This window comes from Micromonospora sp. LZ37 (assembly GCF_059359015.1).
This window is the reverse complement of sequence record NZ_JCADBL010000017.1, coordinates 82198-107355: the sequence shown is the minus strand read 5'-3', so window position 1 is coordinate 107355 and position 25158 is coordinate 82198. Positions and strand designations below refer to the sequence as shown.

The 25158-nt window shown below is 75.3% G+C and carries 22 protein-coding genes and 1 riboswitch; of the genes, 8 read left to right on the top strand and 14 right to left on the bottom strand.

The window, feature by feature from the left end:
• Positions 1-55: 55 nt before the first annotated feature.
• Positions 56-607 (bottom strand): hypothetical protein, encoded by a 552-nt coding sequence (locus AC5L3Z_RS27955; RefSeq protein ID WP_334523242.1) that lies wholly within the window; start codon positions 605-607, stop codon positions 56-58.
• A gap of 100 nt (positions 608-707) precedes the next feature.
• Between AC5L3Z_RS27955 and AC5L3Z_RS27950 the strand changes: the two genes are divergently transcribed.
• Positions 708-1502 carry an SAM hydrolase/SAM-dependent halogenase family protein gene (locus AC5L3Z_RS27950; RefSeq protein WP_494846212.1) on the top strand — a complete coding sequence of 265 codons (795 nt, stop codon included), beginning with the start codon at positions 708-710 and terminating at the stop codon, positions 1500-1502.
• Positions 1503-1537: 35 nt separating this feature from the next.
• Positions 1538-1780: a CPCC family cysteine-rich protein gene (locus tag AC5L3Z_RS27945; protein ID WP_334523237.1), complete on the top strand. Its 243-nt coding sequence runs from the start codon at positions 1538-1540 to the stop codon at positions 1778-1780.
• A gap of 58 nt (positions 1781-1838) precedes the next feature.
• Here the strand turns inward: AC5L3Z_RS27945 and AC5L3Z_RS27940 are convergent, their stop codons facing one another.
• On the bottom strand, positions 1839-3122 hold the full coding sequence (locus AC5L3Z_RS27940) for a DUF8814 domain-containing protein (RefSeq protein ID WP_494846210.1): 1284 nt from the start codon (positions 3120-3122) through the stop codon (positions 1839-1841).
• A gap of 108 nt (positions 3123-3230) precedes the next feature.
• Here AC5L3Z_RS27940 and AC5L3Z_RS27935 point away from each other — a divergent pair, with 108 nt between their 5' ends.
• Both AC5L3Z_RS27935 and AC5L3Z_RS27930 read left to right on the top strand, forming a co-directional pair.
• The gene (locus AC5L3Z_RS27935) at positions 3231-4034 is read left to right on the top strand and encodes a DNA-formamidopyrimidine glycosylase family protein (protein ID WP_494846208.1); all 804 of its coding nucleotides are present in this window, start codon (positions 3231-3233) and stop codon (positions 4032-4034) included.
• A 182-nt stretch (positions 4035-4216) separates the two neighbouring features.
• Positions 4217-7792 (top strand): hypothetical protein, encoded by a 3576-nt coding sequence (locus AC5L3Z_RS27930; protein WP_494846235.1) that lies wholly within the window; start codon positions 4217-4219, stop codon positions 7790-7792.
• 12 nt (positions 7793-7804) lie between these two features.
• Here the strand turns inward: AC5L3Z_RS27930 and pspM are convergent, their stop codons facing one another.
• The 7 genes from pspM to AC5L3Z_RS27895 all read right to left on the bottom strand — a co-directional run bounded on the left by pspM (position 7805) and on the right by AC5L3Z_RS27895 (position 14047).
• Positions 7805-8590 (bottom strand): phage shock envelope stress response protein PspM, encoded by a 786-nt coding sequence (gene pspM / locus AC5L3Z_RS27925; protein ID WP_494846206.1) that lies wholly within the window; start codon positions 8588-8590, stop codon positions 7805-7807.
• Between the two features lie 23 nt (positions 8591-8613).
• Complete coding sequence (locus AC5L3Z_RS27920) at positions 8614-9486, bottom strand: PspA/IM30 family protein (RefSeq protein WP_494846204.1); 873 nt, start codon at positions 9484-9486, stop codon at positions 8614-8616.
• Positions 9487-9676: 190 nt separating this feature from the next.
• Positions 9677-10108 carry a helix-turn-helix domain-containing protein gene (locus AC5L3Z_RS27915; RefSeq protein WP_334523223.1) on the bottom strand — a complete coding sequence of 144 codons (432 nt, stop codon included), beginning with the start codon at positions 10106-10108 and terminating at the stop codon, positions 9677-9679.
• A gap of 164 nt (positions 10109-10272) precedes the next feature.
• Positions 10273-10830 (bottom strand): CinA family protein, encoded by a 558-nt coding sequence (locus AC5L3Z_RS27910; protein ID WP_494846202.1) that lies wholly within the window; start codon positions 10828-10830, stop codon positions 10273-10275.
• A gap of 61 nt (positions 10831-10891) precedes the next feature.
• A complete protein-coding gene (gene pgsA, locus AC5L3Z_RS27905) occupies positions 10892-11479 on the bottom strand; it encodes a CDP-diacylglycerol--glycerol-3-phosphate 3-phosphatidyltransferase (RefSeq protein ID WP_494846200.1) in 588 nt (195 codons plus the stop codon).
• Between the two features lie 71 nt (positions 11480-11550).
• The gene (gene rimO, locus AC5L3Z_RS27900) at positions 11551-13047 is read right to left on the bottom strand and encodes a 30S ribosomal protein S12 methylthiotransferase RimO (protein WP_494846198.1); all 1497 of its coding nucleotides are present in this window, start codon (positions 13045-13047) and stop codon (positions 11551-11553) included.
• A gap of 76 nt (positions 13048-13123) precedes the next feature.
• Positions 13124-14047, bottom strand: coding sequence for an ornithine cyclodeaminase family protein (locus AC5L3Z_RS27895; RefSeq protein ID WP_494846196.1), 924 nt, complete (start codon positions 14045-14047; stop codon positions 13124-13126).
• Positions 14048-14138: 91 nt separating this feature from the next.
• Positions 14139-14202, top strand: a riboswitch (guanidine-III (ykkC-III) riboswitch).
• A 63-nt stretch (positions 14203-14265) separates the two neighbouring features.
• On the opposite strand from AC5L3Z_RS27895, the gene AC5L3Z_RS27890 reads away from it, so the two are divergent.
• Both AC5L3Z_RS27890 and AC5L3Z_RS27885 read left to right on the top strand, forming a co-directional pair.
• Positions 14266-14580 (top strand): DMT family transporter, encoded by a 315-nt coding sequence (locus AC5L3Z_RS27890; RefSeq protein WP_494846194.1) that lies wholly within the window; start codon positions 14266-14268, stop codon positions 14578-14580.
• Positions 14581-14691: 111 nt separating this feature from the next.
• Complete coding sequence (locus tag AC5L3Z_RS27885) at positions 14692-14937, top strand: hypothetical protein (protein ID WP_494846192.1); 246 nt, start codon at positions 14692-14694, stop codon at positions 14935-14937.
• Between the two features lie 81 nt (positions 14938-15018).
• Here the strand turns inward: AC5L3Z_RS27885 and AC5L3Z_RS27880 are convergent, their stop codons facing one another.
• A complete protein-coding gene (locus tag AC5L3Z_RS27880) occupies positions 15019-17487 on the bottom strand; it encodes an FtsK/SpoIIIE family DNA translocase (protein WP_494846190.1) in 2469 nt (822 codons plus the stop codon).
• Between the two features lie 113 nt (positions 17488-17600).
• Here AC5L3Z_RS27880 and AC5L3Z_RS27875 point away from each other — a divergent pair, with 113 nt between their 5' ends.
• Both AC5L3Z_RS27875 and AC5L3Z_RS27870 read left to right on the top strand, forming a co-directional pair.
• Positions 17601-18080 (top strand): YbjN domain-containing protein, encoded by a 480-nt coding sequence (locus AC5L3Z_RS27875; RefSeq protein ID WP_494846188.1) that lies wholly within the window; start codon positions 17601-17603, stop codon positions 18078-18080.
• Positions 18081-18310: 230 nt separating this feature from the next.
• Entirely contained in the window at positions 18311-19858 is a 1548-nt protein-coding gene (locus tag AC5L3Z_RS27870; RefSeq protein ID WP_494846234.1) for a YbjN domain-containing protein, read from the top strand.
• 66 nt (positions 19859-19924) lie between these two features.
• On the opposite strand, the gene AC5L3Z_RS27865 is transcribed toward AC5L3Z_RS27870, so the two are convergent.
• From AC5L3Z_RS27865 to thyX, 4 genes are all read right to left on the bottom strand, one after another.
• Positions 19925-21502, bottom strand: coding sequence for a S1 family peptidase (locus AC5L3Z_RS27865; protein ID WP_494846187.1), 1578 nt, complete (start codon positions 21500-21502; stop codon positions 19925-19927).
• Positions 21503-21692: 190 nt separating this feature from the next.
• On the bottom strand, positions 21693-23381 hold the full coding sequence (locus AC5L3Z_RS27860; RefSeq protein WP_494846185.1) for a ribonuclease J: 1689 nt from the start codon (positions 23379-23381) through the stop codon (positions 21693-21695).
• Between the two features lie 52 nt (positions 23382-23433).
• Positions 23434-24360, bottom strand: a complete 927-nt coding sequence (gene dapA / locus AC5L3Z_RS27855; protein ID WP_494846184.1) for a 4-hydroxy-tetrahydrodipicolinate synthase — start codon at positions 24358-24360, stop codon at positions 23434-23436.
• Between the two features lie 46 nt (positions 24361-24406).
• The gene (thyX, locus tag AC5L3Z_RS27850; protein ID WP_494846232.1) at positions 24407-25150 is read right to left on the bottom strand and encodes an FAD-dependent thymidylate synthase; all 744 of its coding nucleotides are present in this window, start codon (positions 25148-25150) and stop codon (positions 24407-24409) included.
• Positions 25151-25158: the final 8 nt, after the last annotated feature.

The window sequence follows — 25158 nt, the reverse complement described above, 5'->3', positions numbered from 1 at the left end:
GCCGCGGCCAGGCCCTGCGCAGGGTGAGGCGGCGTGTGGCGGGACCGACGCCGGCTCAGCCCAGCTTGGCGAGTACGTCGTTGTAGCGCTTCCGCTCGGCCGCCGCGGTCCGGGTGCCGAGGTAGTTCAGCACCACCGCCCCCTGCCGGTACGCGTCGGCGCCCCAGACGTCGCTCTGGTTGGTGGCGGTCGCCTCGTCCGGGAAGACGTACACCGAGACGGCGTCGCTGACGAGCAGTTGGGCGCAGCCGATGCCGCCCCCGTTCGGGCCGCAGTCCTTCGACCGGTCGCGGACGTCCGGCGCCTTCAGCCCGGCGGCCTTGAACGCGTCGACCACCTTCCGGGCGGTGGGCGCGCCGGCGGCCTTCTTCGGCATGGTGAAGGGCGGGGTGGACGGGCTTTCCGACGGCTTGCCGGCGGGCCTGCCCTGGGCGGCCTCGTTGGGCGCGTCTGCGGGGGCGGCGGCGCTGGTCGCGGGGGCCTTGGACCGGCCGTCGGCCCACGCCCCGCCGTCGGAGTCGTCCCCGGGGTCGCTGCCGCAGGCGGAGAGCCCGAGAGCGACCAGGACCGACAGGGCGACCGGCAGGGCACGGAGGCGTTTCGTCACCCCGGCAGTCTGCCTGACCGCCTCGGCGTGGCGGCACCCGCCGGTCGGCCAGGCTGCGTTCCCCGGTCAGCGCCGCCGGTACGCCGGCTAGCCTTCCGGCATGACCCCGACCGCGTGGATCTCGCTGACCACCGACTACGGCCTCGGCGACGGGTTCGTGGCCGCCTGCCACGGGGTGATCGCCCGGATCGCGCCGGCGGCGCGGGTGATCGACGTGACCCACCTGGTGCCCGCCGCCGACGTCCGGCGGGGCGCGGCGGTGCTCGCCCAGACCGTGCCGCACCTGCCGTACGGGGTGCACGTGGCGGTGGTCGACCCGGGGGTGGGCACCCCACGGCGCGGGATCGCGCTGGTCACCCCGGGCGGTCTGCTGGTGGGGCCGGACAACGGCCTGCTGCCACCGGCCGCGGCGGCGCTGGGCGGCGTCACCGCGGCGGTGGAGCTGACCAACCCGGAGTGGCTGGCGCCCGAGGTCTCCCGCACCTTCCACGGGCGGGATGTCTTCGCCCCGGTCGCGGCCCGGCTCGCTCTCGGCGCCCGGCCGTCCGACGCGGGACCGTCGGTCGACCCGTCCACCCTGGTCACGCTGCCCGCGCCGGTGGCGCGTCGGGACGGCGACGGGTGGACCGTGGAGGTGCTCACCGTGGACCACTTCGGCAACGTGCAGCTCGCAGCCGGCCCTGACCTGCTGGACGCGCTGGGCGACGCGCCCCGGGTCGCCGGTCGTCCGGCGGTGCGGGGCCGGACGTTCGGTGACGCCCCGGCCGGGGCGCTGGTGTTCTTCGTGGACTCCGCCGGTCGGCCGGCGGTGGCGGTCAACGGTGGTCGGGCGGCGGACCTGCTCGGCGTCGCCCCCGGTGACCTCGTGCGGCTTCGGCCGGAGCGGGACGGGTGAGTGCCGGTTCCGCTCCGGTGTGGAATGCTGCTCCGGTGGGTGAAGTGTGGGTTCCCGTCGCCTGTCCCTGCTGCGCGTCCCGGACCGGTGGCGGCACCTGCCCGGTCTGCTTCTGGACCGACGACGGGCAGGGTGACGCCGACGCCGAGGTGGTGCGCGGCGGCCCGAACGGCGAGCTGAGCCTGACCGACGCGCGGCTGAACTACGCGGTGTACGGCGCCAGCCACCCGCGTTACCAGGAGATGGTCCGCGCGCCCCACCCCGACGAGCGCCCCTGACCGGGACGCCCCGGCGGGCGCGTGACGGCGCCCGCCGGGGCGGCGGTCGGACGGTGGGTCAGCAGGGCGGGACGGTGCCGCCGTAGACGGCGGAGATGTACGCGTGGCTGACGTACTGCCCGCTGGCCAGCCGGTTCCATCGGGTGGTGGTGCGGTACGGCCCAATGATCCGCTGCCCGGTGACGTAGCACTGGATCGGCACGTTGGCCCGTTCCGCGGCGAGGCCCCGCACGCCGTACCCGGTGCCGGCGCCGGCGCGGATGTTGAGCGGGCCGTCGCCGACCACGCCGCGCGGCCCAGTGCCGGTCCACAGGTACGCCACGTCGACCCAGGCGTTGTCGGTCAGCAGCAGCCCGTCCCAGAACGTGCCGTCGGCCAGGTCGATGCCGGCCGGGTTGAGCACGGTACGCCCGAACTGGTCGCGTCCGCCGTTGTAGCCGTACTGGTAGGCGGCCTGCGCCTCGGGGCGGCCCTGCGTCAGGTTCTTCCAGTTCTCCCGCACGGCGCTGGGGTTCCAGTAGTCGTCGCGGGTGTTCCACGGGCCGACGTCCCAGACCGGGGCGTACTCGCAGCGGCTGCCGCTGGTGGTGCAGACCCGCACGGTGTAGTCGCCGGTGTTGATCGGGGAGAGGGACCGCCGGCTGGGCAGCGCCGCGAAGTGGTCGCGGGGCTGGACGGTGCGGCCGTTGGCGGTCACCCCGCCGATCAGGCCGATGCGGGTGGCGTAGACCCGGTAGACCCGGCCGGGGGTGGCGGCCGCGGCGACGGCGGCGGTGTCGGCGGTGAGCGCGACGGCGCGTACCGCCGCGGTGGCCCGCGGGTTGCGGGCGGTGAGCAGCACCCGGGCCTGGACCCGGGTCACCGGCCGGTCGAAGACCGCCGCCGTGGCGGCCTCGCGCCACTCGGTCCAGCCGGCGGCCCGCCAGCCGCGGACCTGGACCTGCGCCGCGCCGCCCCCGGCCAGGTCGGCGGTGACCGCGGCGCGGACCCGGGTGGCCGGGCGGGCGAGGACGCGCGGCGTGCCGAGCAGGGTGCCCTCGGCGACCGGTCCCCCGGCGGCGGCCGGGCGGGTGCGGGCGCCCGGGCGGGAGTCGGCGAGCCGGAGCCGGCCGGCGGTGACCCGGACGTTGACGTCGTCGCCGCCGGCGACGACGAGGTCGACGGACCAGCGTTCGGCGGCGGGGGCGCCGGACCAGGCGTCGGCGGGGGCGGCGGTCGCGGGTCGGGCGGTGGGGGCGGGCCGCGCCGCGGCGGGCGCGGCGGCGGGGGTGAGGGTCGCGGCGAGGGTGACGGTGAGCGCACCGACGAAGACGGATGATCGGGTACGACGGGTACAGGGCATGTCATTCTCCTCAGAACTCCCTGATAGTGCGTTGTCGGGAGATCCAGAGGAAGCGTCATACATATAGCGACACATGCGAATTTCGTTCGGGCGAGAGAGGATGGTGGGGTGCCCGAAGGCGACACCGTCTGGAACACCGCCCGCGTGCTGCACCGTGCGCTGGCCGGGGCGCGGCTCACCGGCAGCGACTTCCGGGTGCCGCGGCTGGCCACCACCGACCTGACCGGCTGGACGGTGCGCGAGTCGGCCAGCCGCGGCAAGCACCTGCTGCTGCGCCTGGCCGACCCCGGGGAGCGGTCCGGCCCGGAGCACTGGACGCTGCACTCGCACCTGCGGATGGACGGCGCCTGGCGGGCGTACGCGCCGGAGGAGCGCTGGACGGCCCGGCCGGCGCACCTGATCCGGGTGGTGCTGCGCAGCGCGGGCGCCGTCGCCGTCGGCTACCACCTGCACGAGCTGGCCCTGGTGCCGACGGCCGAGGAGGAGTCCCTGGTCGGCCACCTCGGCCCGGACCTGCTCGGCCCGGACTGGGATGCCGCCGAGGCGGTCCGCCGGCTCGCCGCCCACCCGGACGTCACGATCGGTGAGGCCCTGCTGGACCAGCGCAACCTGGCCGGGGTGGGCAACCTCTACAAGTGCGAGCTGCTCTTCCTGCGCGGCATCTCGCCGTGGACACCGGTCGGCGCGGTGCCGGACCTGGCCGCCACGGTCGCCCTCGCCCAGCGGCTGCTCGCCGCCAACCGGGGCCGCTGGACGCAGAGCACCACCGGTTCGCTGCTGCGCGGGCGGACCAGCTACGTCTACGGCCGGCGGGCGCAGCCGTGCCGGCGCTGCGGCACCGCCATCCGCAAGGAGGAGCTGGGCGAGCGGGTCACCTACTGGTGCCCGCGCTGCCAGCCCGAGCGCTCCTGACCGCCGTCCGCCGTGGAACTTCCACGAAACGGCAAGTTACCCCCAAGATACGGACGAACAGGTACTTCCCTCCCGGACCCCCGGCGTCGCATGCTGCGGTGAACCGCTCACCGATCGTCAGCAGCGGGTACGCCCACCACGCCGGGGTGGCGGGCGTACCGGCCCCGACCCCGGGGAGAGCCATGGCCCTGTTCCGCATGTTCCGGCCCGGCTGGGCGGGCCGTGCCGTCCGGACCGCCGCGCGCCCACCGTCCGCGCCCACCGCGCGCTCCTCGGAGGAGAACGGTCCCGCCCCGGCCAGCCTCGACCCGGCCGCCGTGCCGCGCTGCTTCGGCCCGGTTCCGAACTTCGCGTCCAGTCCCCTGCCGGCGCTCGACGCGCGCGGCCGGGTGGCCACCGGCACCGGCGTGCGCAAGTTCGTCGACGCGCTGCCGCTGCCCGGCCCGCTCGGCCGCAACGAGCTGGGCAGCCACCTGCCGGTCGCGGTGCCGGACACGATCAGCCACCCCGGCTGCGACTACTACGAGATCGGGCTGCGGGAGTACACCCAGCGGCTGCACCGCGACCTGCCGACCACCCGGCTGCGCGGCTACCGGCAACTCAACCTCGGCACCGACGCGGACGGCCACAACACCGTCGCGCCGCCGGGGCGGCCGTACCACCTGGGGCCGGTCATCATGGCGCGGCGGGGCCGGCCGGTCCGGGTCAAGTTCATCAACCAGCTTCCCACCGGGCGGGCCGGCGAACTCTTCCTGCCGGTCGATCCGACGCTGGACGGCGCCGGCACCGGGCCGCTGGACGGGCCGGCGCCCTACCCGCAGAACCGGGCGGTGCCGCACCTGGCCGGGGCGCACACCGGCTGGATCAGCGCCGGCAACCCGTGGCAGTGGGTCACCCCGGCGGGCGAGATCACCCCGTACCCGACCGGGCCGGGGCTGACCCACGTGCCGGACATGCCGCACCCGGGGGTCGGCGCCACCACGCTGTACTACCCGAACGAGCAGAGCGGCCGGCTGATGTGGCTGCACGACAACACCCTCGGGCTGTCCCGGTTGACCGTCCACTCCGGCCAGGTGGCGCTCTACCTGCTCACCGACCCGGCCGAGGAGCGGCTGGTCGCCGACGGGGTGCTCCCCGCCGACCAGCTGCCGCTGGTGATCCAGGACCGGACCTTCGTGCCCGACGACGCGCAGCTCGCCGCGCAGGACCCGACCTGGGACCGGGACCGGTGGGGGGCCCGCGGCAACCTCTGGCACCCGCACGTCTACCAGCCCCGGCAGAACCCGTACCAGGGTTCCGGGCGCAACCCGACCGGCCGCTGGGACTACGGCCCGTGGCTGCCCGGCCGCCTCGGCGACGCCTCGACCGTGGAGAACCCGCACCACGACCCGGTCGTCGCGCCGGAGGAGCCACCTCGGGCGCCCGGCGTGCCGCACCCGTCGGCGGTGCCCGACGCGTACGGCGACACCATGCTGGTCAACGGGACCGCGTACCCGTACCTGACGGTGCAGCCGAGGGCGTACCGGTTCCGGATCCTCAACGCCTGCGCCGACCGCAGCCTCAACCTGGCGCTCTACCGGGCCCGCTCGGACGGGCCGATGTGGCAGGCCGACGGCGGGCTGGCCGACGCCGGCGCCGGTGAGGTGCGGATGGTGGCGGCGGTGCGGATGCCGGGGCGGCCGGAGGGGTGGCCGACCGACGGACGCGAGGGCGGCGTGCCCGACCCCCGGACGGCCGGCCCCCGCATGATCCTGATCGGCAACGAGTGCGGGCTGCTCCCGGCGCCCGTGGTGGTGCCGAACCGCCCGATCGGCTACCGGTACGACCGCGGCGACCCGACGGTGCTCAACGTGGACGGGCACGCGCTGCTGCTCGCCCCCGGCGAGCGGGCCGACGTGGTCGTGGACTTCTCCACCGTGCCGCCGGGCGGCACCCTGATCCTCTACAACGACTGCCCGGCCCCGCTGCCCCGCTTCGACCCCCGGTACGACCACCACACCGACGCCCCGGACCGCACCGCCGAGGGTGGGCTCGTCGGCACCCGCCCCGGGTACGGCCCGAACACCCGCACGGTGCTCCAGATCCGGGTGGCCGGCGCCCCCGCCGCCCCGTACGACCTGGCCCGGCTGACCGACCGGCTCCCCGCGGCGTACGCGGCCAGCCAGCGGCCGCCGATCGTGCCGCAGCCCGAGTACGACCGGGCCTTCGGCACCCGCACCCCGGTGCGCACGGTGGTGCCGGCGCACGCCACCTCGGTCAGCTTCACCCCCACCGGCGCGCCCGCCCCGGTCACCCTGCCGGTGGAGGTGAAGAGCGTCGGGCAGGTCTTCGAGCCCGGCCACGGGCGGCTCGCCGGGCGGCTCGGCGTCGCCCAGCCGTCCGGGGGCGCGCTCGGTCCGACGGCCGTACCGCTGGATTCGACCGAACCGGCCACCGAGGTCCTCTTCGCGGCCGACCCGACGCTGCCGGTGGGCGGCGCGGCGGACGGCACCCAGCTGTGGCGGCTCTGCGGGACGGGCCGGCAGACCCATCCGGTGCACCTCAGCGGCGCCGACCTGCAGGTGGTCAACCGGGTCGGGTGGGACGGCACGGTCCGGCCGCCGGACCCGGGCGAGCTGGGCTGGAAGGAGACCGTGCGGGTGAACCCGGCCGAGGACGTGATCGTGGCGCTGCGCCCGTCGGTGCCGCCGCTGCCGTTCAAGGTCGGCGACAGCGTACGGCTGCTCGATCCGACCCGACCCGCCGGCGCCCGGGTCGGCGGCCCGCCGGACGGGCGGCCGGTGCTCAACCAGCTGGTCAACCTGGGCTGGGAGTACCGCTGGCAGAGCGCCGCGGCGGGGCTGCGGGACCTGGGCATGAGCCGGCCCCTGGTGCTGCGGGTCTCCCCCAGGGCGCCGACCGGGCTGACCGCCACGCCGGTGCCCGGCTCGGCGACCGCGCTGCCGGCGATCGCGCTGGCCTGGACGGGCAACGGCAGCCGGCCGCCGGCCACCAGCCACCTGCTCCAGCGGGCCACCGACGCCGGTTTCACCGCGGGGCTCACCGCGATCACCGTGGCCGCCACCGCGTCCCGGTACACCGACGCCACGGTGACCCCGGGGACGACCTACCACTACCGGATCCGGGCGGAGAACGCGGTGAGCTGCTCGGCCTGGTCGAACAGCGTGCCGGCCTCGGTCCGCCTCACCGCGCCCACCGGGCTGGCCTCGGCGATCCCGCCGGCCGCCCCGCTGCGGATCGCGCTGCGCTGGGCCAACCGTTCCTTCGCCACCGGCGTCGACGTGCAGCGGGCCACCAACCCGACGTTCACCAGCGGCCCGGGCACCACCGCGATCGGGGTGGCGGAGAACCACCTGGATCCGGTGGTGGCGCCGGACACCACCTACTACTACCGGGTGCGGACCACGTACCTCGGCGCCGCGTCGCCCTGGTCGACGGTCGCCACGGTGACCACCCCGCCCGCCCCGGCGGTGCCGACCGGAGTGGCCGCGGTCGTCAGCGCGCCCGCGCCGGACACCGCGACCGTGGTGCTGAGCTGGGCGGCCGGCAGCCCCGGCGGCCCGGGCTCGGGCGTCATCGTGCAGCGGGCGGTGGACGCGGCGTTCAGCCGCGACGTGGCCACCTTCACCGTGACCGGTCGCGTCTTCACCAACACCGGGCTGGCGCGCGGGGTCACCTACCACTACCGGATCCGCTCGTACAACGTGGTCGGCAGCTCACCGTTCAGCGGCCCGGTGCCGGTCAGCACCCCGCCCTGACCCGAGGTGCGGTCAGCGCGCGGGGAAACGCACCGGGCCCTTGCCGGCGCGCAGCTCCGCGAGGGCGGCGGCCACCCCGTGCAGGAGGTCGGTCGCCTCCGTCAGGCGGGAGGCCGCGACGTGCTCGCCGCTGGGGCGGACGTCCTCGGCGATGTACCCGGCGGCGGCGGCCACCAGCCCCTCGTAGGCGGTCACACCGGTCTCCAGCTGACCGACCAGGGCGCGGTGCGACTCGGCGAGCCGGGGCCGGGCCTCGACCGGCGCCAGCCGGAGGGCCCGTTCCACGCTGGCCACCCGGTTGGCCAGGTCGCGCAGGGAGCGGTCGGCGGCGGCGGCCTCCAGCACCGCCGGCTCGGCCAGCCCGGTCAACCGGGGCGTCATCCCGGCGAGGGTGAGCGCCGCCCGGTCCAGCCGGGCCCAGGACTCGGCGGCGGTGGTGCCGCGCAGGGCCAGCCGGGACCGCAGCCGCCGCGCCTCGGCCAGCACGCCGTGGCCGACGGGGAGCCGCTCGACCGCGGCGACCAGCCGGGCCCGGGAGCGGGCGGCGGCCTCGGCCGGGTCGAGCGCGGGCGGAGCCGGCAGGGCCGCGAGGGCCCGCAGGTCGACCCAGCGCCAGGCGGCCAGGACCACCGCGCTGCCCGCGGCGCCGGCCCAGGCCGCGTCGGGCAGCCCGAGCCCGGCGTACGGGGTCAGCACGGCGGCCGTGCCGCCGAGCCCACCGGCCATTACGCTCCACCGGCGGGCGGATCGCCGCAGCCGGCGCAGCCGTCGGAAGTGTCGCGTCCGCTCGTCCGCCACCCGTACCTCCTCGTGCCGTCGCCTCAGCTGGCGGCGGTGGTGTCTCCGGTGCCCCGCTCGCGGGTCATGCTGGACCGGATCTCGTCCAGCCGGGCCGCGGCGGCCGGGTCGCCGGCCGGTCTGGCCGGCTGGCCCTGCGGCGTCGCGGTCCGGTCCGGCGCGCCGGCGAGCTGCTCACCGGCCATGCTCGCCCGGATCTGCTCCAGCCGGGACGACCCGGCGCTGTCGAGGCTCGACTTCTGGACCTCCAGCATCCGCCCCTCGACGGAGTTGCCGGCCAGCTCCGCCCGGCCCATCGCGTTGGCGTAGCGCCGCTCGATGCGGTCCCGCACCTCGTCCAGAGAGGGGGTGTTGCCGGGGGCGGTCGTCGAGGACATCGACTCCAGGGAGCGGGCCACGCTCTCCTGCATCTTGGCCTGCTCCAGCTGGCTGAGCAGCTTGGTGCGCTCGGCGAGCTTCTGCTGGAGGATCATCGAGTTGTTCTCGACGGCGCGGCGGGCCTGGGCGGCCGCGCCGAGCGCCTGGTCGTGCAGGGTCTTGAGGTCCTCGGTGGCCTGCTCGGCGGAGACCAGTTGGGTGGCGAGCACCTGGGCGGTCTGCTCGTACCGGCCGGCCTCGGTCTCGTCGCCCCGGGCGCGGGCCTGGTCGGCGAGGACCAGGGCCTGCCGGGCCATGCCCTGGAGCTTTTCGACCTCGGACATCTGCCGGGAGAGCTTCATCTCCAGCTGACGCTGGTTGCCGATCACCGCGGCGGCCTGCTGCACCAGCGCCTGGTGCTGTCGCTGCGCCTCCTCGACGGCCTGCTGGATCTGCACCTTGGGATCGGCGTGCTCGTCGATCTTCGCACCGAAGAGCGCCATCAGGTAGTGCCAGCCCTTGACGAACGGGTTCGCCATCTCCGCGGTATCCCCTCAGTAGCGTCGCTGCGCCTCGCCCCGGGCGGACCGGGCCGATCGGCCGGCGCGCCGTGCCCCCATCGTCGCAGCCGGACGCCAACCGGGCATCCGTACCGCGGGAGTCGCCACACGGCCCGCGATCAACCCTACGCGGCGCGGAGCGCACCGGCCACGCGGCGAGGTGAGCCGCTCAGGCGGCGCAGACCACGTCCCGCTCGCTGGGGCGGACCCGGGTGCTGCGCAGGGTGGCCTTGAGCGGGGAGTCCTGGCGGACCTGGACGGCGACCTTGCCGTCCGAGCTCACCTGGCGCACGCCCCGGTTGGCCGGCTTGCGTACCGCGGTCGGCACCGGCTCGTCCTGCACCGGGACCAGCACGCCCGGCATCTGCTCGGCGAGGGCCACGGTGTCGCTGACCTCGCGCAGCAGCTCGGAGAGGCGGGCGCCGAGCGCGTCGCAGATGGCGGCCAGCAGCTCGCTGGAGGGCTCCTTCTGGCCGCGCTCGATCTCGGACAGGTAGCCGAGGCTGACGTTGGCGGCGGTGGAGACCTCGCGCAGGGTGCGGTGCTGACCCTGTCGGCGCGCCCGCAGTGCGTCACCGATGACTCGGCGTAGCAGGACCATGGCACCTCCCCCTGACGGGAAAACCTCCGCTCCGTCGCGCGGACCGGCGTCGGGCGCGGGCTTCCGCGCCGCCGCCGGCGTCGAGCGCCGGAGCCTTCCCGCAACCGTACCCGTTGCCCGGCCCGACGACATCCCACCCCGGCCGTCGGATCGCGTCACCGGGCTCACCGCCGCCCGGCGGGGGCGGCGTCGGCGTCGTCCACCGGACCGAACTCCGGCGCGGCGGCCTCGATCCGCTCGGCGAGCAGCCGGAGCGCCTCGATGACCGCGGCGGCGCGGATGTGGTCCCGCCCACCGTCGAGGTCCAGCCGACGCACCGTCGTGCCCGCCGGCCCGGCCGCCGCGACGTAGACCAGGCCGACCGGTTTGCCGTCCTGCGGCTCCGGCCCGGCCACGCCGGTGGTGGCGAGCCCCCAGTCGGCCCCGCACCGTCGCCGCCCGCCCTCGGCGAGCGCCGCCGCCACGTCGGGGTCGACCGGCCCGCGCTCGGCCAGCAGCTCCGCCGGCACGCCGGCCAGCTCCGACTTCAGCTCGGTGGCGTAGGTGACCAGGCCACCCCGGTAGACCCCGCTCACCCCGGCGATCTCGACGATCGCGGCGGAGAGCAACCCGCCGGTGAGGGATTCGACCGTGGCCAGCGTGCCGTGCCGCTCGTGCAGTTGGTGCACCACCCGGGCCGCCGGGCTGCCCGGTGGCCGTTCCCCGTTCGCGTCCGTACTCATGTCGGAGTTACCTTCCCCGCCGGGCCGCCGTTACTCGTCCTCCGCCCCGGTCGGTCCGGGTTCAGCGGGCGGGACGGCGCAGCCGCAGGGCCTGGGCGACGTAGTCGAAGCCGGTGACCACGGTGACCAGCACCGCGGCCCCCATGATCCAGGGGCCCACCACGGCGAGGGCGGCCGGCATCGGCCAGAGGTACCAGGTGATGGCGAGGATCTGGAGGGCAGTCTTGATCTTGCCGCCGCGGCTGGCCGCGATCACACCGTGCCGGATCACCCAGAAGCGCAGCAGGGTGATGCCCAGCTCCCGGGCGAGGATGACCGCGGTCACCCACCAGGGCAGCCGGTCGTACCAGGAGAGCAGCAGCAGGGCCGCGCCGGTGAGCGCCTTGTCGGCGATCGGGTCGGCGACCTTGCCGACCGAGGTGACCAGCCCGAACCGGCGGGCGATCCAGCCGTCCACCAGGTCGGTCGCCGAGGCGACCACGAAGATCAGACAGGCTGCCAGCTGCCAGCCGGCGTGGGTCATCGCCGAGACGATCACCGACACCGCGAAGACCGGCACCAGCACCAGCCGCAGGGCGGTCAGCGCGTTGGCCGCGTTGACCACCGGCACCCGGGGCACCACCGGCGCCGACTCCGTCGCGCCGGTCACGGCCGCACCGGGATCCGGCCGCGTACCTGGCAGCACACCACGTGCCTCCCCCGCTCCCTCCGGGCCCGCCGTCACCGTTCCGCGCCGGGCGCCGCCGAGATCATCTCATCCGGTACGGCGACCAGGTCGACACCCTCGGTCGCGGTGACCGTGGCGCGCACCAGATCACCGGGGCGCAGCGCGGCCAGGTCGACCCCGCCGCCGTCGGGCGCCACCAGGGTCGTCGAGCCGTCCACCTCCGGAGCCTGGTGGGCGGCCCGCCCCTCGACCACGCCGCCGTCGACCGAGTCGACCAGCACCTCGACCGTGCTGCCGAGCCGCTCCTCGGCCCGCTGCGAGCAGAGCTCGTCGGCGAGGGCGCTGAGCTTGTCGTACCGGCGCTTGATGGTGGCGGCGGAGACCTTGCCGGGCAGGCCGGCGGCCTCGGTGCCGTCCTCGTCGCTGTAGTCGAACATGCCGATCGCGTCGAGCCGCGCCTCGGTCAGGAAGCGGACCAGCTCGTCGATGTCGGCCCGGGTCTCGCCGGGGAAGCCGACGATGAAGTTGCTCCGCGCGCCGGCCTGCGGGGCCAGGGCGCGGGCGCCGGCCAGCAGCTCCAGGAACCGGTCGGTGGAGCCGAAACGGCGCATCCGGCGCAGCACCGGCTCGCTGGAGTGCTGGAACGACAGGTCGAAGTAGGGCGCCACCCCCGGCGTGGTGGCGATCGCCTCGACCAGGCCGGGCCGGGTCTCGGCGGGCTGGAGGTAGCTCGCCCGGACCCGGACGATGCCGTCGATCGCGGCGAGCTGCGGCAGCAGCTTCTCCAGCGCCCGCGGGTCACCCAGGTCCTTGCCGTACGAGGTGGAGTTCTCGCTGACCAGCACCAGTTCGCGGACACCGGTCTTGGCCAGCCACTCCGCCTCGGCGAGCAACTCGTCGGGGGTGCGGGAGACGAAGGCCCCGCGGAAGGCCGGGATGGCGCAGAACGCGCAGCGCCGGTCGCAGCCGCTGGCCAGCTTGAGCGAGGCGACCGGGCCGGTGTCGAGCCGGCGACGCAGCACCTGGCGCAGGTGGGCCGGGGTGTGCTCGTCGGTCTCCACCGCCGCCCGGGTGGGGGTGCCGTGGCCGGGCAACGACACCGCCGCGGCGCGCCGCTTGACCGGGGTGAGCGGCAGCAGCTCGCGGCGGTCGCGCGGGGTGTGCGCGGCCACCGTCTCGCCGGCCACGACCGCGTCCAGCCGGGCGGCGATGTCCGGGTAGTCGTCGAAGCTGAGCACGGCCTGCGCCTCGGGGAGGCTGTCGGCCAGCTCGCGCCCGTACCGCTCGGCCATGCAGCCGGCGGCGACCACCTTGGCGCCGGTGTCGGCGGCGGCGAGCAGGGTCTGGATCGAGTCCTGCTTGGCCTTCTCGACGAAGCCGCAGGTGTTGACGACCACCACGTCGGCGCCCTCGCCGTCGGTGGTGACCTGCCAGCCGTCGGCGTGCAGGCGGGCGGCCAGCTCCTCCGAGTCGACCTCGTTACGGGCGCAGCCCAGGGTCAACAGGGCGACACGGCGGCCGGCGGCAGGGGAGGAGGTGGCAGACACCATCCGAGGGTACCGGGCGGCGCGGCGGGGGCCGGCAACGGCGGGCCGCCGGCATCGGCCGGCTCACACCCCCGGCCGGTCAGAGCGCCGCCGCGCCCACCCGCACCAGCCGGTCGAGGAGGAAGACCTCGGTGCCGGCCAGGCCGGTGGAGCAGAAGAGCGAGACCTGGTCCGCGCCGGTCCGGCCGGGGACCGCCCCGGCCAGCACCGCGCCCAGGTCGCGCAGCCGTTCCGCGTACGGCGCGACGGCGGCGAGCATCGGCGGACGGTACGCCGCCGCCTGGGCCGGCGAGTCGGTGACCAGCACGTCGGCGACGTCGAGCAGGTCGGCGCCGAACTCGTGCCGGTCGGCCTGCTTGAAGCCGACCGCGTTGACGTGGGTGCCCGGGGCGAGGTCGGCGGCGTCGAGCACCGGGGTGGTGCTGGTGGTGGCGAGCACCACCACGTCCCGGTCCCGGGCCGCCTCCCGAGCGGTGCCGACCGCGCGGGCCGGCAGGCCCAGCTCGGCGCGGACCCGGGCGGCGAACGTCTCCCGCCGGGCGGCCGAGCGGCTGTGCACGGTGACCTCGCGCAGCGGGCGTACCGCCGCGGTGGCCCAGAGCTGGGTCCAGGCCTGCCGGCCGGAGCCGATCACGCCCAGGGTGGCCGCGTCGGGGCGGGCGAGGGCGTCCACCGCCACCCCACCCAGCCCGCCGGTCCGTCGGGAGCCCAGCTCCTCGCCGACGGCGACGGCCCGGACCGCGCCGGTACGCCCGTCGTGCAGCACGACCAGTTGCTCGCTCTCCGGCAGCCCGAAAGTGTCGTACGAGCGGAAGCCGTACCACTCGCCGGTGAGGTGGCCGGCGGTGAGGACCATCCGCCCGCCGCCCAGCGACGCGGCGGCCCGGGGCGGGGCGACGAGCCGCCCGGCGTGGGCGGCCAGCAGCGCGTCCCGCATCGCCGCCACGGTCGCGGGGGCGTCCAGGGCGGCGGCGACCTCCCGGTCGGTGAAGAGCAGCGTCATGCCGCCATGCTGCAATCTGAAGTCAACTTCAGCTCAACCCGATGGTGCGCCAGATCACCCCCGGCGCGGACGGGGCGGTGTTAGCGTCGGCGACGGCGGCTCCGGCCGTCCCGGACGAGTGGTGGGCGTACCCGGTCAGGCCAAGACGCCCCGCGACAGGCAGACCGACTCGTCCCGGCCGCGAGGGCCCGGGGCCCGCTCCATCGAGGTGATGACCCGTGGCCTGGATCGTGCTGGTGGTCTCCGGACTGCTGGAGACCGCGTGGGCGGTCTCGTTGGACCGCAGCGCCGGCTTCACCCGACCCCTCCCCTCCGTCGTCTTCCTGGTGACGCTGGTGCTGAGCATGGCCGGCCTGGCGTACGCGCTGCGGGAGATCCCGGTCGGCACCGGCTACGCCGTCTGGGTCGGCATCGGCGCGGTCGGCACCACCGTGGTCGGGATGGTGGCCCTGAACGAGTCGGCCAGCCTCCCCCGGATCGCCTGCCTGCTGCTGGTGGTCGCCGGCGTGGTGGGGCTGAAGCTCTTCCACTGACCCTCGGGCGGGCGCCCGGCGCCGGGCGCATCGACCCGGATGGGTAGCCCGAGGCCGGAGTGGGTAGACACCGGCCGAAGACCCACATCGGCTCTCATCCCGGAGGACGTCATGGCCGACATGCACGCGACCGCCCGCCCGCGCAGCAACGCCGCCCGGATCTGCACGATCCTGGCCTTCGTCTTCGCCGTCATCGCCATCTTCGTGGCGCCGGTGATCTTCGGTCTCGCCGGCCTCGCGCTCGGCATCGTCGGCGCGGTGCTCGGCGACAAGCCCCTCGGCTGGTACGCCGCTGCCGCGAGCGTCGTGGGCGCCGTCATCGGCATCGTCCTCGTCGCCGCCATCCTCAACAACTGACCCCACGACCTACGCGAAGAGGCCCGCCGGGATCCGGCGGGCCTCGTCGCGTCCGGGGGGGTGGAGCGGTGGCCCCGCCCGTCAGTCCTCGCCGCCGCGCAGGCCGGCCAGGACCTCCTCCAGCTCGTCCGGCTTGACCAGCACGTCCCGGGCCTTGGAACCCTCGGACGGGCCGACCACGCCCCGGGTCTCCATCAGGTCCATCAGCCGGCCCGCCTTGGCGAAGCCGACCCGCAGCTTGCGCTGCAGCATCGAGGTCGAACCGAACTGGGAGGTGACCACCAGCTCGACGGCCTGCACCAGCAGGTCCAGGTCGTCGCCGATGTCCTCGTCGATCTTCTTCTTGCTGTCCTGCGCCGGCGCGAGCACGTCCGGGCGGAACTCCGGCTCCCGCTGGTCCTTGCAGAACTTCACCACGTCGGCGATCTCGCGCTCGGTCACCCAGGCGCCCTGGATCCGGACCGGCTTCGAGGCGCCCATCGGCAGGAAGAGCCCGTCGCCGCGGCCGAGCAGCTTCTCCGCGCCCGGCTGGTCGAGGATGACCCGCGAGTCGGCCAGCGAGGAGGTGGCGAACGCCAGCCGGGACGGCACGTTCGCCTTGATCAGGCCGGTGACCACGTCGACCGAGGGTCGCTGGGTGGCCAGCACCAGGTGGATGCCGGCCGCGCGGGCCAGCTGGGTGATCCGGACGACCGAGTCCTCCACGTCGCGCGGCGCGACCATCATCAGGTCGGCCAGCTCGTCGACGATCACCAGCAGGTACGGGTACGGCCGCATCTCCCGCTCGCTGCCCGGCGGGGCCTTGATCTCGCCGTTGCGCACCTTGCGGTTGAAGTCGTCGATGTGCCGGACCCCGTTGGCGGCGAGGTCGTCGTAGCGCATGTCCATCTCGCGGACGACCCACTCCAGCGAGTCGGCGGCCTTCTTGGCGTTGGTCACGATCGGGGTGACCAGGTGCGGGATGCCCTCGTAGCCGGTCATCTCGACCCGCTTCGGGTCGATCAGCAGCAGCCGCACCTCGTCCGGGGTGGCCCGGGTGAGGATCGACACCAGCAGCGAGTTCAGGCAGGACGACTTGCCCGCGCCGGTCGCCCCGGCGATCAGGATGTGCGGCATCTTGGCCAGGTTGGCCACCACGAAGCCGCCCTCGATGTCCTTGCCCAACGCCACCACCATCGGATGGTGGTCGCTGGCGGCGGCCCGCGAGCGCAGCACGTCACCGAGGGCGACGTTCTCCGGGTCGGTGTTCGGGATCTCCACGCCGACCGCGCTCTTGCCCGGGATCGGGCTGAGGATCCGCACGTCCGGCGACTTCACCGCGTACGCGATGTTGCGGGAGAGCTGGGTGATCCGCTCGACCTTGACCCCGTGCCCCAGCTCGACCTCGTAGCGCGTCACCGTCGGTCCCCGGGTGAAGCCGGTGACCGCGGCGTCCACGTCGAACTGCTCGAAGACGCCGGTCAGCGCCGCGATCACCTCGTCGTTGGCCTTGCTCCGGGTCTTCGGCGCGGCGCCGCCGCTGAGCATGTTCGCCGGCGGCAGCGTGTAGTCGCCGTCCATCGCGGTGAGCGCGAGCTGCTCGGCCCGGGTCGGGGGCGGCGAGTGCTCCGGCGGCTCGACCGGCTTGCGGGTGGCGGGCACCTTCGCCGGCGGCTTCCGGGGCAGCACCAGCGTGTCCTGGAGGTTGACGCCGTCCAGCCCGTCCAGCTCGTCCAACTCGTCCGCGTCGAGCGGCGGCGGCGCGGTCCGCCGGGCCGGGCGGCGGCGGGCCGGTTTGCCGGCCCCCTCCTCGGCGTCGGGCTCCCCGGCCTCCGGGGGCGCGACCAGCGTGCCGGCGAGCAGGCCGAGCCGCTCGGGGATCTTGTTGATCGGGGTGGCGGTGACCACGAGCAGGCCGAAGACGAGCAGCAGGACCAGCAGCGGCACCGCCACCCAGGCCGTCACCGCCCGCTCCAGCAGGTCGCCGATCCCCGCGCCGACCAGGCCACCGGCGTAGTCGCGCTGCACCTGGTCCACCGGGTCCTGTCCGATGTGCAGCATCGCCGCGGTGGCGACCAGCATGGACCCCCAGCCCACCAGGCCGCGGCCGCGGTGCGCCGCGTCGACGGGGGTGCGCATCAGCCGCCAGGCGCCGATCATCAGCAGCACCGGCACCACGATCGCGATCGCGCCGAGGAAGAGCCGCACGGTGTCGGCGAGGCGGGCACCGAGCGGGCCGGCGCCGGAGAACCAGATCCCCACCCCGCTGAGGATCGCGAGGCCGAACAGGAGCAGCCCGGCGCCGTCGCGGCGGTGCTCGGGATCGAGGTCGCGGGCGGACGCGGCCTGCCGGCCGGCGGCGCGGACCGCCCAGCCGACTCCGTGCGCCAGCCCCATCCACACCGCACCGACCGCGCGGCCGACGAGGACCGCCGGGCCCGGCCGGGCCGCCGGTCGGCGCCGGGCGGTGGCCCGGGTGGCCTTCTTCGCCGGCTGGCGGGCACGGCTGTTGGTGTTACCGCGCGGCGACGCGCCGCGCCGCCGGCTCGCCTGAGAGGTACGGCCCGCCATAGAGTCACCGTAACGGCGTGGCCCGGAACATCGCCGCTTTTCCGGGTCGTGTCCGCGCGTCGCAGCGTGGATGACGCCCGCAGACGTGTTATTCGCCTCAGAAGGGATGCCCGATGGCGTCGCCTGCTTTCGAGGACGGTCCGCACGACCCCCTGGCCGGGCACCCGCACACGCTGCGGCCGCTGACCGGCGACCTGATCGCCGCGGTGCTGCGCAACCGGGGGTACGCGTACTCCGTGGACGCCGACGGCGACCTGGTCGGTCGCTGGGAGGACAGCCTGATCTGGTTCCTCCGCCCGGGTGCCGCCGGCGAGCTGCTCCAGGTACGCACCCTGGCCGCGCCGACCTTCGGCATCGAGCACGTCCCGGCGCTCTACGGCTTCTGCAACTCCTGGAACCACGACCGGCTCTGGCCCAAGGCGTTCGTGCACGTCGACGACGACGGGCGGGCCCGGGTCTGCGGCGAGGTGATCACCGACCTGGAACGTGGGGTCACCCCGCACCAGCTCGACCAGCTCATCGACTGCGGCGTCTCGACCGGCTGCCAGCTCGCCGCCGCCGTCGGTCGACTGCCGGGCGGGACGACCCCGTGACCGCCGGCGACTTCCTCCCCCACCCGGGCCGCCCCGCCACCGGCCAGGGTGGACGGCCGGGCCCGACGGGCGACCGCGGCGGACCAGGCGGCCCGACGGGCGACCGCGGCGGACCCGGCGGCCCGACGGGCGACCGGGACGCCGGCCGGGGCGGGCAGCCCGAGCCGCCCAGCGGCCGGGGCGGGCAGCCCGAGGCGCCGGCCGCTCCGGTCGGGCGCCGCGATCCGGACCTGGTCGCCGCGCTCGCCGACGCCCGCGACCTACCGGACGGCGAGCCCCGCTTCGCCGAACTGGAGCGCATCGCCGCCCGTGCCGACGCCGTGGGCGACGCGCGGTCGGCGCTGGACGCCCGGTTCGCGCTGGTCGAGGCGTATCTGTCGCACGGGGAGCGGTGGCGGGTGCCCGAGCCGGTGCGGCGCTGCCTCGCCACCGTCGACCGGCACCCGGGACTGCTCGACGCGCGACCGGGCGACGCCGAGCGGCTGCGCCGGCACCAGCGCTACGCGGTCGAGGCGGCCGTCGGCACGCCCCGGGTCGGGCTCGACCAGGCCCGCGCGCTCCTCGACGACCTGGCCGACCGGGCCGGCGGGGAGGCCGGGGTGGTCGCCCAGCTGCGCTGCCGGCTCGCCGACCACCTCGGCGACGAACCCGCCGCCCGGCGCTGGTACGACCACTGGTCCGCCACCGACCCCGACCCGGTCGCCGGCTGCCCCGGCTGCCTGCCCGCCCGACGGGCCGAGCTGCTGGCCGGCTGGGGCGACGACGCGGCGGCCCTGGCCGCGCTGCGCCCGGTGCTGGAGGGGGTGCTGGACTGCACCGACCAGCCGGAGCGGGCCATGGCGGCGGCGCTGCTGCCGTGGCTGCGCACCGGGCGGGCCGAGCGGGCCGGGTCGGCGCACCTGCGGGCGTACCGGCGGCACCGGCGGGAGCGGGCGGCCTTCCCGTACCTCGCGGCGCACCTGCGCTTCTGCGCGCTGGCCGGGCATCCGGAACGGGGGCTGGCGATCCTCGCCGAGCAGCTGCCCCGGCTGGACCACCCGTACGACGACCTCTCCGCGATGGAGTTCGCCGCCGCCGGGGCGCTGGTCTGCCTGCTGGCCGCCGAGGCGGGGCTGGGCGGGCGACGGGTGCCCCGCCCGGCGCACGGCGCCCGGCCGGCGGCCGAACCGGACGTGGAGACCCTCGGCACCGACCTGCTCGCGCTGGCCACCCGGCTCGCCGGCAGCTTCGACGCGCGCAACGGCACCGGGCACCAGTCCGGCCGGATCGCGTCCTGGCTGGCCGAGCGCCCGCTCGCCACGGCGGTGCCGCTGCCCGACGACGACGCCGGGGAGACCGACGACCCGGGTCCGGCCGCCCCCGCGCCGGACGAGCCGGTGCCGCTGACCCTGGCGATGATCACGGCCACCCTGGACCGGCGGGGCGACGTGTACGCGGTGGACGACGACGGCGTGGTGGTCGGCCGCTGGGACGACGCGGTGATCCAGTTCCGGCGGCTCGGGCGGCGCGGGGAGATCCTGCACGCCCGGGTGGTGGCCATCCGGCGGCTGCCGGTGGGGCGGCTGGCCGAGGCGTACGAGTTCTGCAACGCCTGGAACCACGACCGGCTGCTGCCCAAGTCGTACGTGCACGACCTGGGCGAGGGGGAGCTGGTGCTGGCCGGCGACATCAGCACCGACCTGGAACACGGGGTGGCCCCGACCCAGCTCGGCGTCCTGGTCGACGCGACCGTCGCCACCGGCGTCGCGTACGCCGAAGCGGTCGCCGCGCTGCCCTGACGCGGAGCGACCCCCGACCACCGGGCGGTGGTGGTCGGGGGTCGCGGCCCGCGGCGGGTCGCCGGATCAGGTGGCGGAGAACGCCAGGGTGTACGCGCCGGACCCGCTCAGCGCGGTGACCCGGTAGCGGTAGGCGCCGGCGGCGCCGTCGACGGCGAGCCGCGCGACCCCGTCCCGCGTGCCGGCCCGCGCCACCGTCTGGAAGCCGGTGCCGGACCAGCGCTGGAGCTCCAGCACCAGCTGGGCGCCGTCGGGGGCGTCCAGGCAGGCGCTCTGGGCACCGGCCTGGGCCAGGTACCAGCGGCCGTCCGGCTGGGCCTGCGAGCGGCCGGCGGCGATCTCACCGGTCCGGCTGACCTCACCGGTGCACACCGACGCCTCCCCGCCGGCGGCCGGCGGGGCGGTCGGGGCGGCGGTGGCCGGCGGCGCGGTGACGTCCCCACCGGCCGGCGGCTCGGCCGGCGCGGACTGGCCGTCCGCGGTGACCAGGGTCAGGTTGTTGCGCTGGAGGATCTCGGTGACCGGCTGGAAGAAGGTCACCCCGCCCCGGGTGCAGTCGCCGGAGCCGCCGGAGGTGACGCCCTGCGCCTGGTCGCCGGAGAGCCACGCCCCGCCGGAGTCGCCCGGTTCCGCGCAGACGTTCGTCCGGGTCAGCCCGGTGACCGTCCCCTCCGGATAGTTCACCGTGGCGTTCTTGGCCTGGATCACCCCGCACCGGGTGCCGGTGGTGGAGCCCGAGCGACAGATGGACGCGCCGACCGGCGCCTCGACGGAGCCGTTCACCGGCACCACGCCGCCGTTGAAGTCGTTCACCACGCCGGTCGGCGTCCACTCGGCGTTCACCTCGACGAAGGCCCAGTCGTCGCCGGGGAACGACGAGGCCCGGAAGGTGCCCTGCGCGACGCGGTTCGCGCCGGTGGTGCGGTCCCCCACCCCGCCGCAGTGCCCGGCGGTGACGAAGCCGCCCACCACCGAGAAGCCGACCGAGCAGCGGCCGGCGTTGTTGATCAGGTACGCGTCACCGCCGCGCACGTCGAAGAGGGGGCGCGGGGCCTCGGTGGACTCCTTGACCCGGACCGATCCCGCGGGCACGCCGCTGGCGGCGGCGAAGCGGCGGGCGGCGTCCCGGGCGCCGGGGCGGGCGAGCAGCACCACCGTGTTCGCGGCGACGTCGACGTACCAGCCGGCGATGTCGGGGGTGGCCTGCCGGCCGACGGAGTCGAGCCGGCCCTTCACCGCCTCCAGCTCCCTCACGCCCCGGTCGACCTGCTTCGGCACCGCGCCGGCCGCCTTCACCCGGGCCGCCCGGGCCGGGTCGGCGACCGCCACGGTCAGGGTGGCCCCGTCCGCGCTCAACCAGCTGCCGCCGTAGGCGGCGCCCAGTTCGGCGCGGAGTCGGTCGACCGTGCCGACGGCCCGGCGCTCGGCCGCCAACCGCCGCACCGCCTGCTCGCGGCTGAGCGATAGGTCGCGGCTCATCGCGGCCACCACCTCGGGGGCGACGCCGGCGGTCGCCGTCGCGTCGGCCGGTCCACCGGCGCGTGGGCCGGCGTTCTCACCGGCGAACGACGGCAGGGTCACCGCCGCCGTCACGCCCGCCACCGCCACCACCACGCCGATGGCTGTCATCCGTCTGCGGTCCATCCGCCACGCTCCTCCCGGCCGGCGCGGGGTACGCCTGCCGGGACGGAATACGGAGACGACCGCCGATCGGTTGAACGGAATCGCCGATGATCGACGCAGCGTGGTCGTCCGGTCACCGGTTCCGGGCGTACCCGGAGACGACGACGCCGGCCCACCGCGGACGGTGGACCGGCGTGCGGTGCCGGTGGGGTCAGACCTCGACGACCGTCGGGACGATCATCGGACGGCGGCGGTACTTGTCGTTGACCCAGCGCCCGACGGTGCGCCGGACGATCTGCTGGAGCTGGTGCGGGTCGGTGATGCCGTCCGCGGCGGCCCGGGTGAGCGCCTCGGTGACCAACGGGACCACCGGGTTGAACGCCTCCGGGTCCTCGGAGAAGCCCTTCGCCGACAGGGTCGGGCCGGCGACCACCTTGCCGGTGACCGAGTCGACCACCACGGTGGTGGCGATGAAACCGCCGTCGCCGAGGATCCGCCGCTCGGTGAGCAGCGACTCGCTGACGTCGCCGACGGCGAGCCCGTCGACGTAGACGTACCGGCTCTTCACGTGCCCGACCAGGCTCGCCCGGCCCTCGACCAGGTCGACCACGTCGCCGTCCTCGCAGAGCACCACCCGGTCGGGCGCGACCCCGGACTCGATGCCGAGCCGGGCGTGCGCGCGCAGGTGCCGCCACTCGCCGTGCACCGGCATCAGGTTGCTGGGGCGGACCACGTTGAGCAGGTAGAGCAGCTCACCGGCGGGGGCGTGACCGGAGACGTGCACCTTGGCGACGTCCTTGTGCACGACCACCGCGCCGGCCCGGGCCAGCCGGTTGATCACCCGGTAGACCGAGGTCTCGTTGCCGGGGACCAGCGAGCTGGCCAGCACCACCGTGTCGCCGGGGGCGATGGTGATGTGCCGGTGGTCGCCGCTGGCCATCCGGCCCAGCGCGCTCATCGGCTCACCCTGCGAACCGGTGGACATCAGCACGATCTGGTCGGGCGGCAGCGTGGTCGCCTCCTCGATGCCGATCACCAGGCCGGCCGGGATGTTGAGCAGGCCCAGGTCGCGGGCGATGCCCATGTTGCGGACCATCGACCGGCCGATCAGGGCGACCTTGCGGCCGTGCTCGGCGGCGGAGTCGAAGACCTGCTGCACCCGGTGCACGTGGGAGGCGAACGAGGCGACGATGATCCGCCCCCGGGCCTTCGCGAAGGTCGCGTCGAGCACCGGCCCGATCTCCCGCTCCGGGGTGACGAAGCCGGGGATCTCCGCGTTGGTGGAGTCCGACAGCAGCAGGTCCACGCCCTCGGCGCCGAGCCGGGCGAAGCCGGCCAGGTCGGTGATCCGGCCGTCCAGCGGGACCTGGTCCATCTTGAAGTCGCCGGTGTGCAGCACCAGGCCGGCCGGGGTGCGGATGGCCACCGCGAGCGCGTCCGGGATCGAGTGGTTGACCGCGAAGAACTCACACTCGAACGGGCCGAGCCGCTCGCGGCCCCCCTCCCGCACGGTCAGCGTGTACGGCTGGATCCGCCGCTCGGCCAGCTTCGCCTCGACCAGCGCCAGGGTGAACTGGGAACCGACGAGCGGGATGTCCGGTTTGTGGGCCAACAGGTACGGCACCGCGCCGATGTGGTCCTCGTGGCCGTGGGTGAGCACGATCGCCTGGACGTCGTTCAGCCGGTCCAGGATCGGCCCGAAGTCGGGGAGGATGAGGTCCACGCCGGGCTGCTCGACGTCGGGGAAGAGCACCCCGCAGTCGACGATCAGCAACTTCCCGTCGAACTCGAAGACGGTCATGTTCCGACCGATGGCGCCGAGCCCGCCGAGCGGGATGATCCGCAGGCCACCCTCCGGCAGCGGCGGGGGCAGTGCACCCTCGATGTGCGCCTCGGTCACGCGTCCACCTCATTCTGCGACGCCGTAACCCGGCGTCCGTCGTGTCGTTCGATCATTCGGGCAGCTCCAGGCCCGCCGCCGCGCAGTCCGCGCGCAGCTGGGCGATCTCGTCGGGGGTCGCGTCCACCAGGGGCGGGCGCACCGGACCGGCCGGCAGCCCCTTCGCCGCCAGGCCCGCCTTCACCAGGATCACGCCCTGGCTGCGGAAGATCCCGGTGAACAGCGGCAGCAGCCGCCGGTGCAGGGTCAGCGCGGTCGTGGTGTCGCCCCGGTCGTACGCCTCGATCATCTGCTTGGTCAGCGCGCCGGTGAAGTGGGTCGAGGTGCCCACCAGGCCGACGCTGCCGACGGCCAGCGCGGGCAGGGTGAGCGCGTCCTCGCCGCTGTAGAAGGCCAGGTCGCTGCGGCTGGTCACCCAGCTGGTGGCGGTCAGGTCGCCCTTGGCGTCCTTGACCGCGACGATCCGGCCGTGCTCGGCGAGGCGCACCAGCGTGTCGGTGGCGATCTCCACCCCGGCCCGGTGCGGGATGTCGTAGAGCATGACCGGCAGGCCGGTGGCGTCGGCGACCGCGGTGAAGTGTCGCAGCAGACCGCTCTGCGGCGGCTTGCTGTAGTACGGGGTCACCACCAGCAGGCCGTGCGCGCCGGCCTTCTCCGCCGAGGCGGCCAGCTCGATGGTGTGCCGGGTGTCGTTGGTGCCCACCCCGGCGACGATCCGGGCCCGGTCGCCGACCGCCTCGACCACCGCGCGGATCAGCCGTTCCTTCTCCGCGTCGGTGGTGGTGGGCGACTCGCCGGTGGTGCCGTTGAGCACGAGCGCGTCGTTGCCCTGCTCGTCGACGAGGTGGCCCGCGAGCCGTACGGCGCCGTCGAGGTCGAGGGAGCCGTCCGCGGTGAACGGGGTCACCATGGCCGTGAGCAGTCGCCCGAACGGGCGGGATACGCCCCGGTCAGGGGCGGCAGGGTGGTCGTGCGTCATGCTCACAACCTAGCGGACGACCACCGGACGACCGGCGGGGAAGGGCTCAGGACAGCTGGGCGTGGGGGCTGGTCGCCACCTCGGTGCCGTCCGGCAGCGTGGTGATGACGAAGTCGGCGAAGACGTTCGGCGCGACCCGCTGGAGCTGCCGCAGGCACTCCACCGCCAGCTCGCGGATCTCCACGTCGGCGTGCTCGGTGGCCCGCATCCCGATGAAGTGCCGCCAGGCGCGGTAGTTGCCGGTGACCACGATCCGGGTCTCGGTGGCGTTGGGCAGCACCGCGCGCGCGGCCTGCCGGGCCTGCTTGCGGCGCAGCGTCGGGTTGGGCTCGTCGGCGAAGCGCTGCTCCAGCCCCTCCAGCAGCTCCGTGTACGCCCGGACGCTGGCCTCGGCCGCCTCGACGAACTTCTTGTGCAGCTCCGGGTCCTCGGCGATCACCGCCGGCTCGACCATGGCGGCGTCCCGCTCCGGGACGTACCGCTGGGACAGCTGGGAGTACGAGAAGTGCCGGTGGCGGATCAGCTCGTGGGTGAACGAGCGGGAGACGCCGGTGAAGTAGAAGCTCACCGAGCCGTGCTCCAGCACGCTCAGGTGGCCCACCTCGAGGATGTGCGCCAGGTAGCCGGCGTTGGTGGCGGTGGCCGGGTTGGGCTTCTTCCAGCTCTGGTAGCAGGCCCGGCCGGCGAACTCGGCGAGGGCCTGCCCGCCGTCCGCGTCGGTCGACCACGGCACGTCGTCCGGGGCCTGGAACTGGGTCCACGCGATCAGCTTGACCTGGGGCTGCACCATCTCCGGCA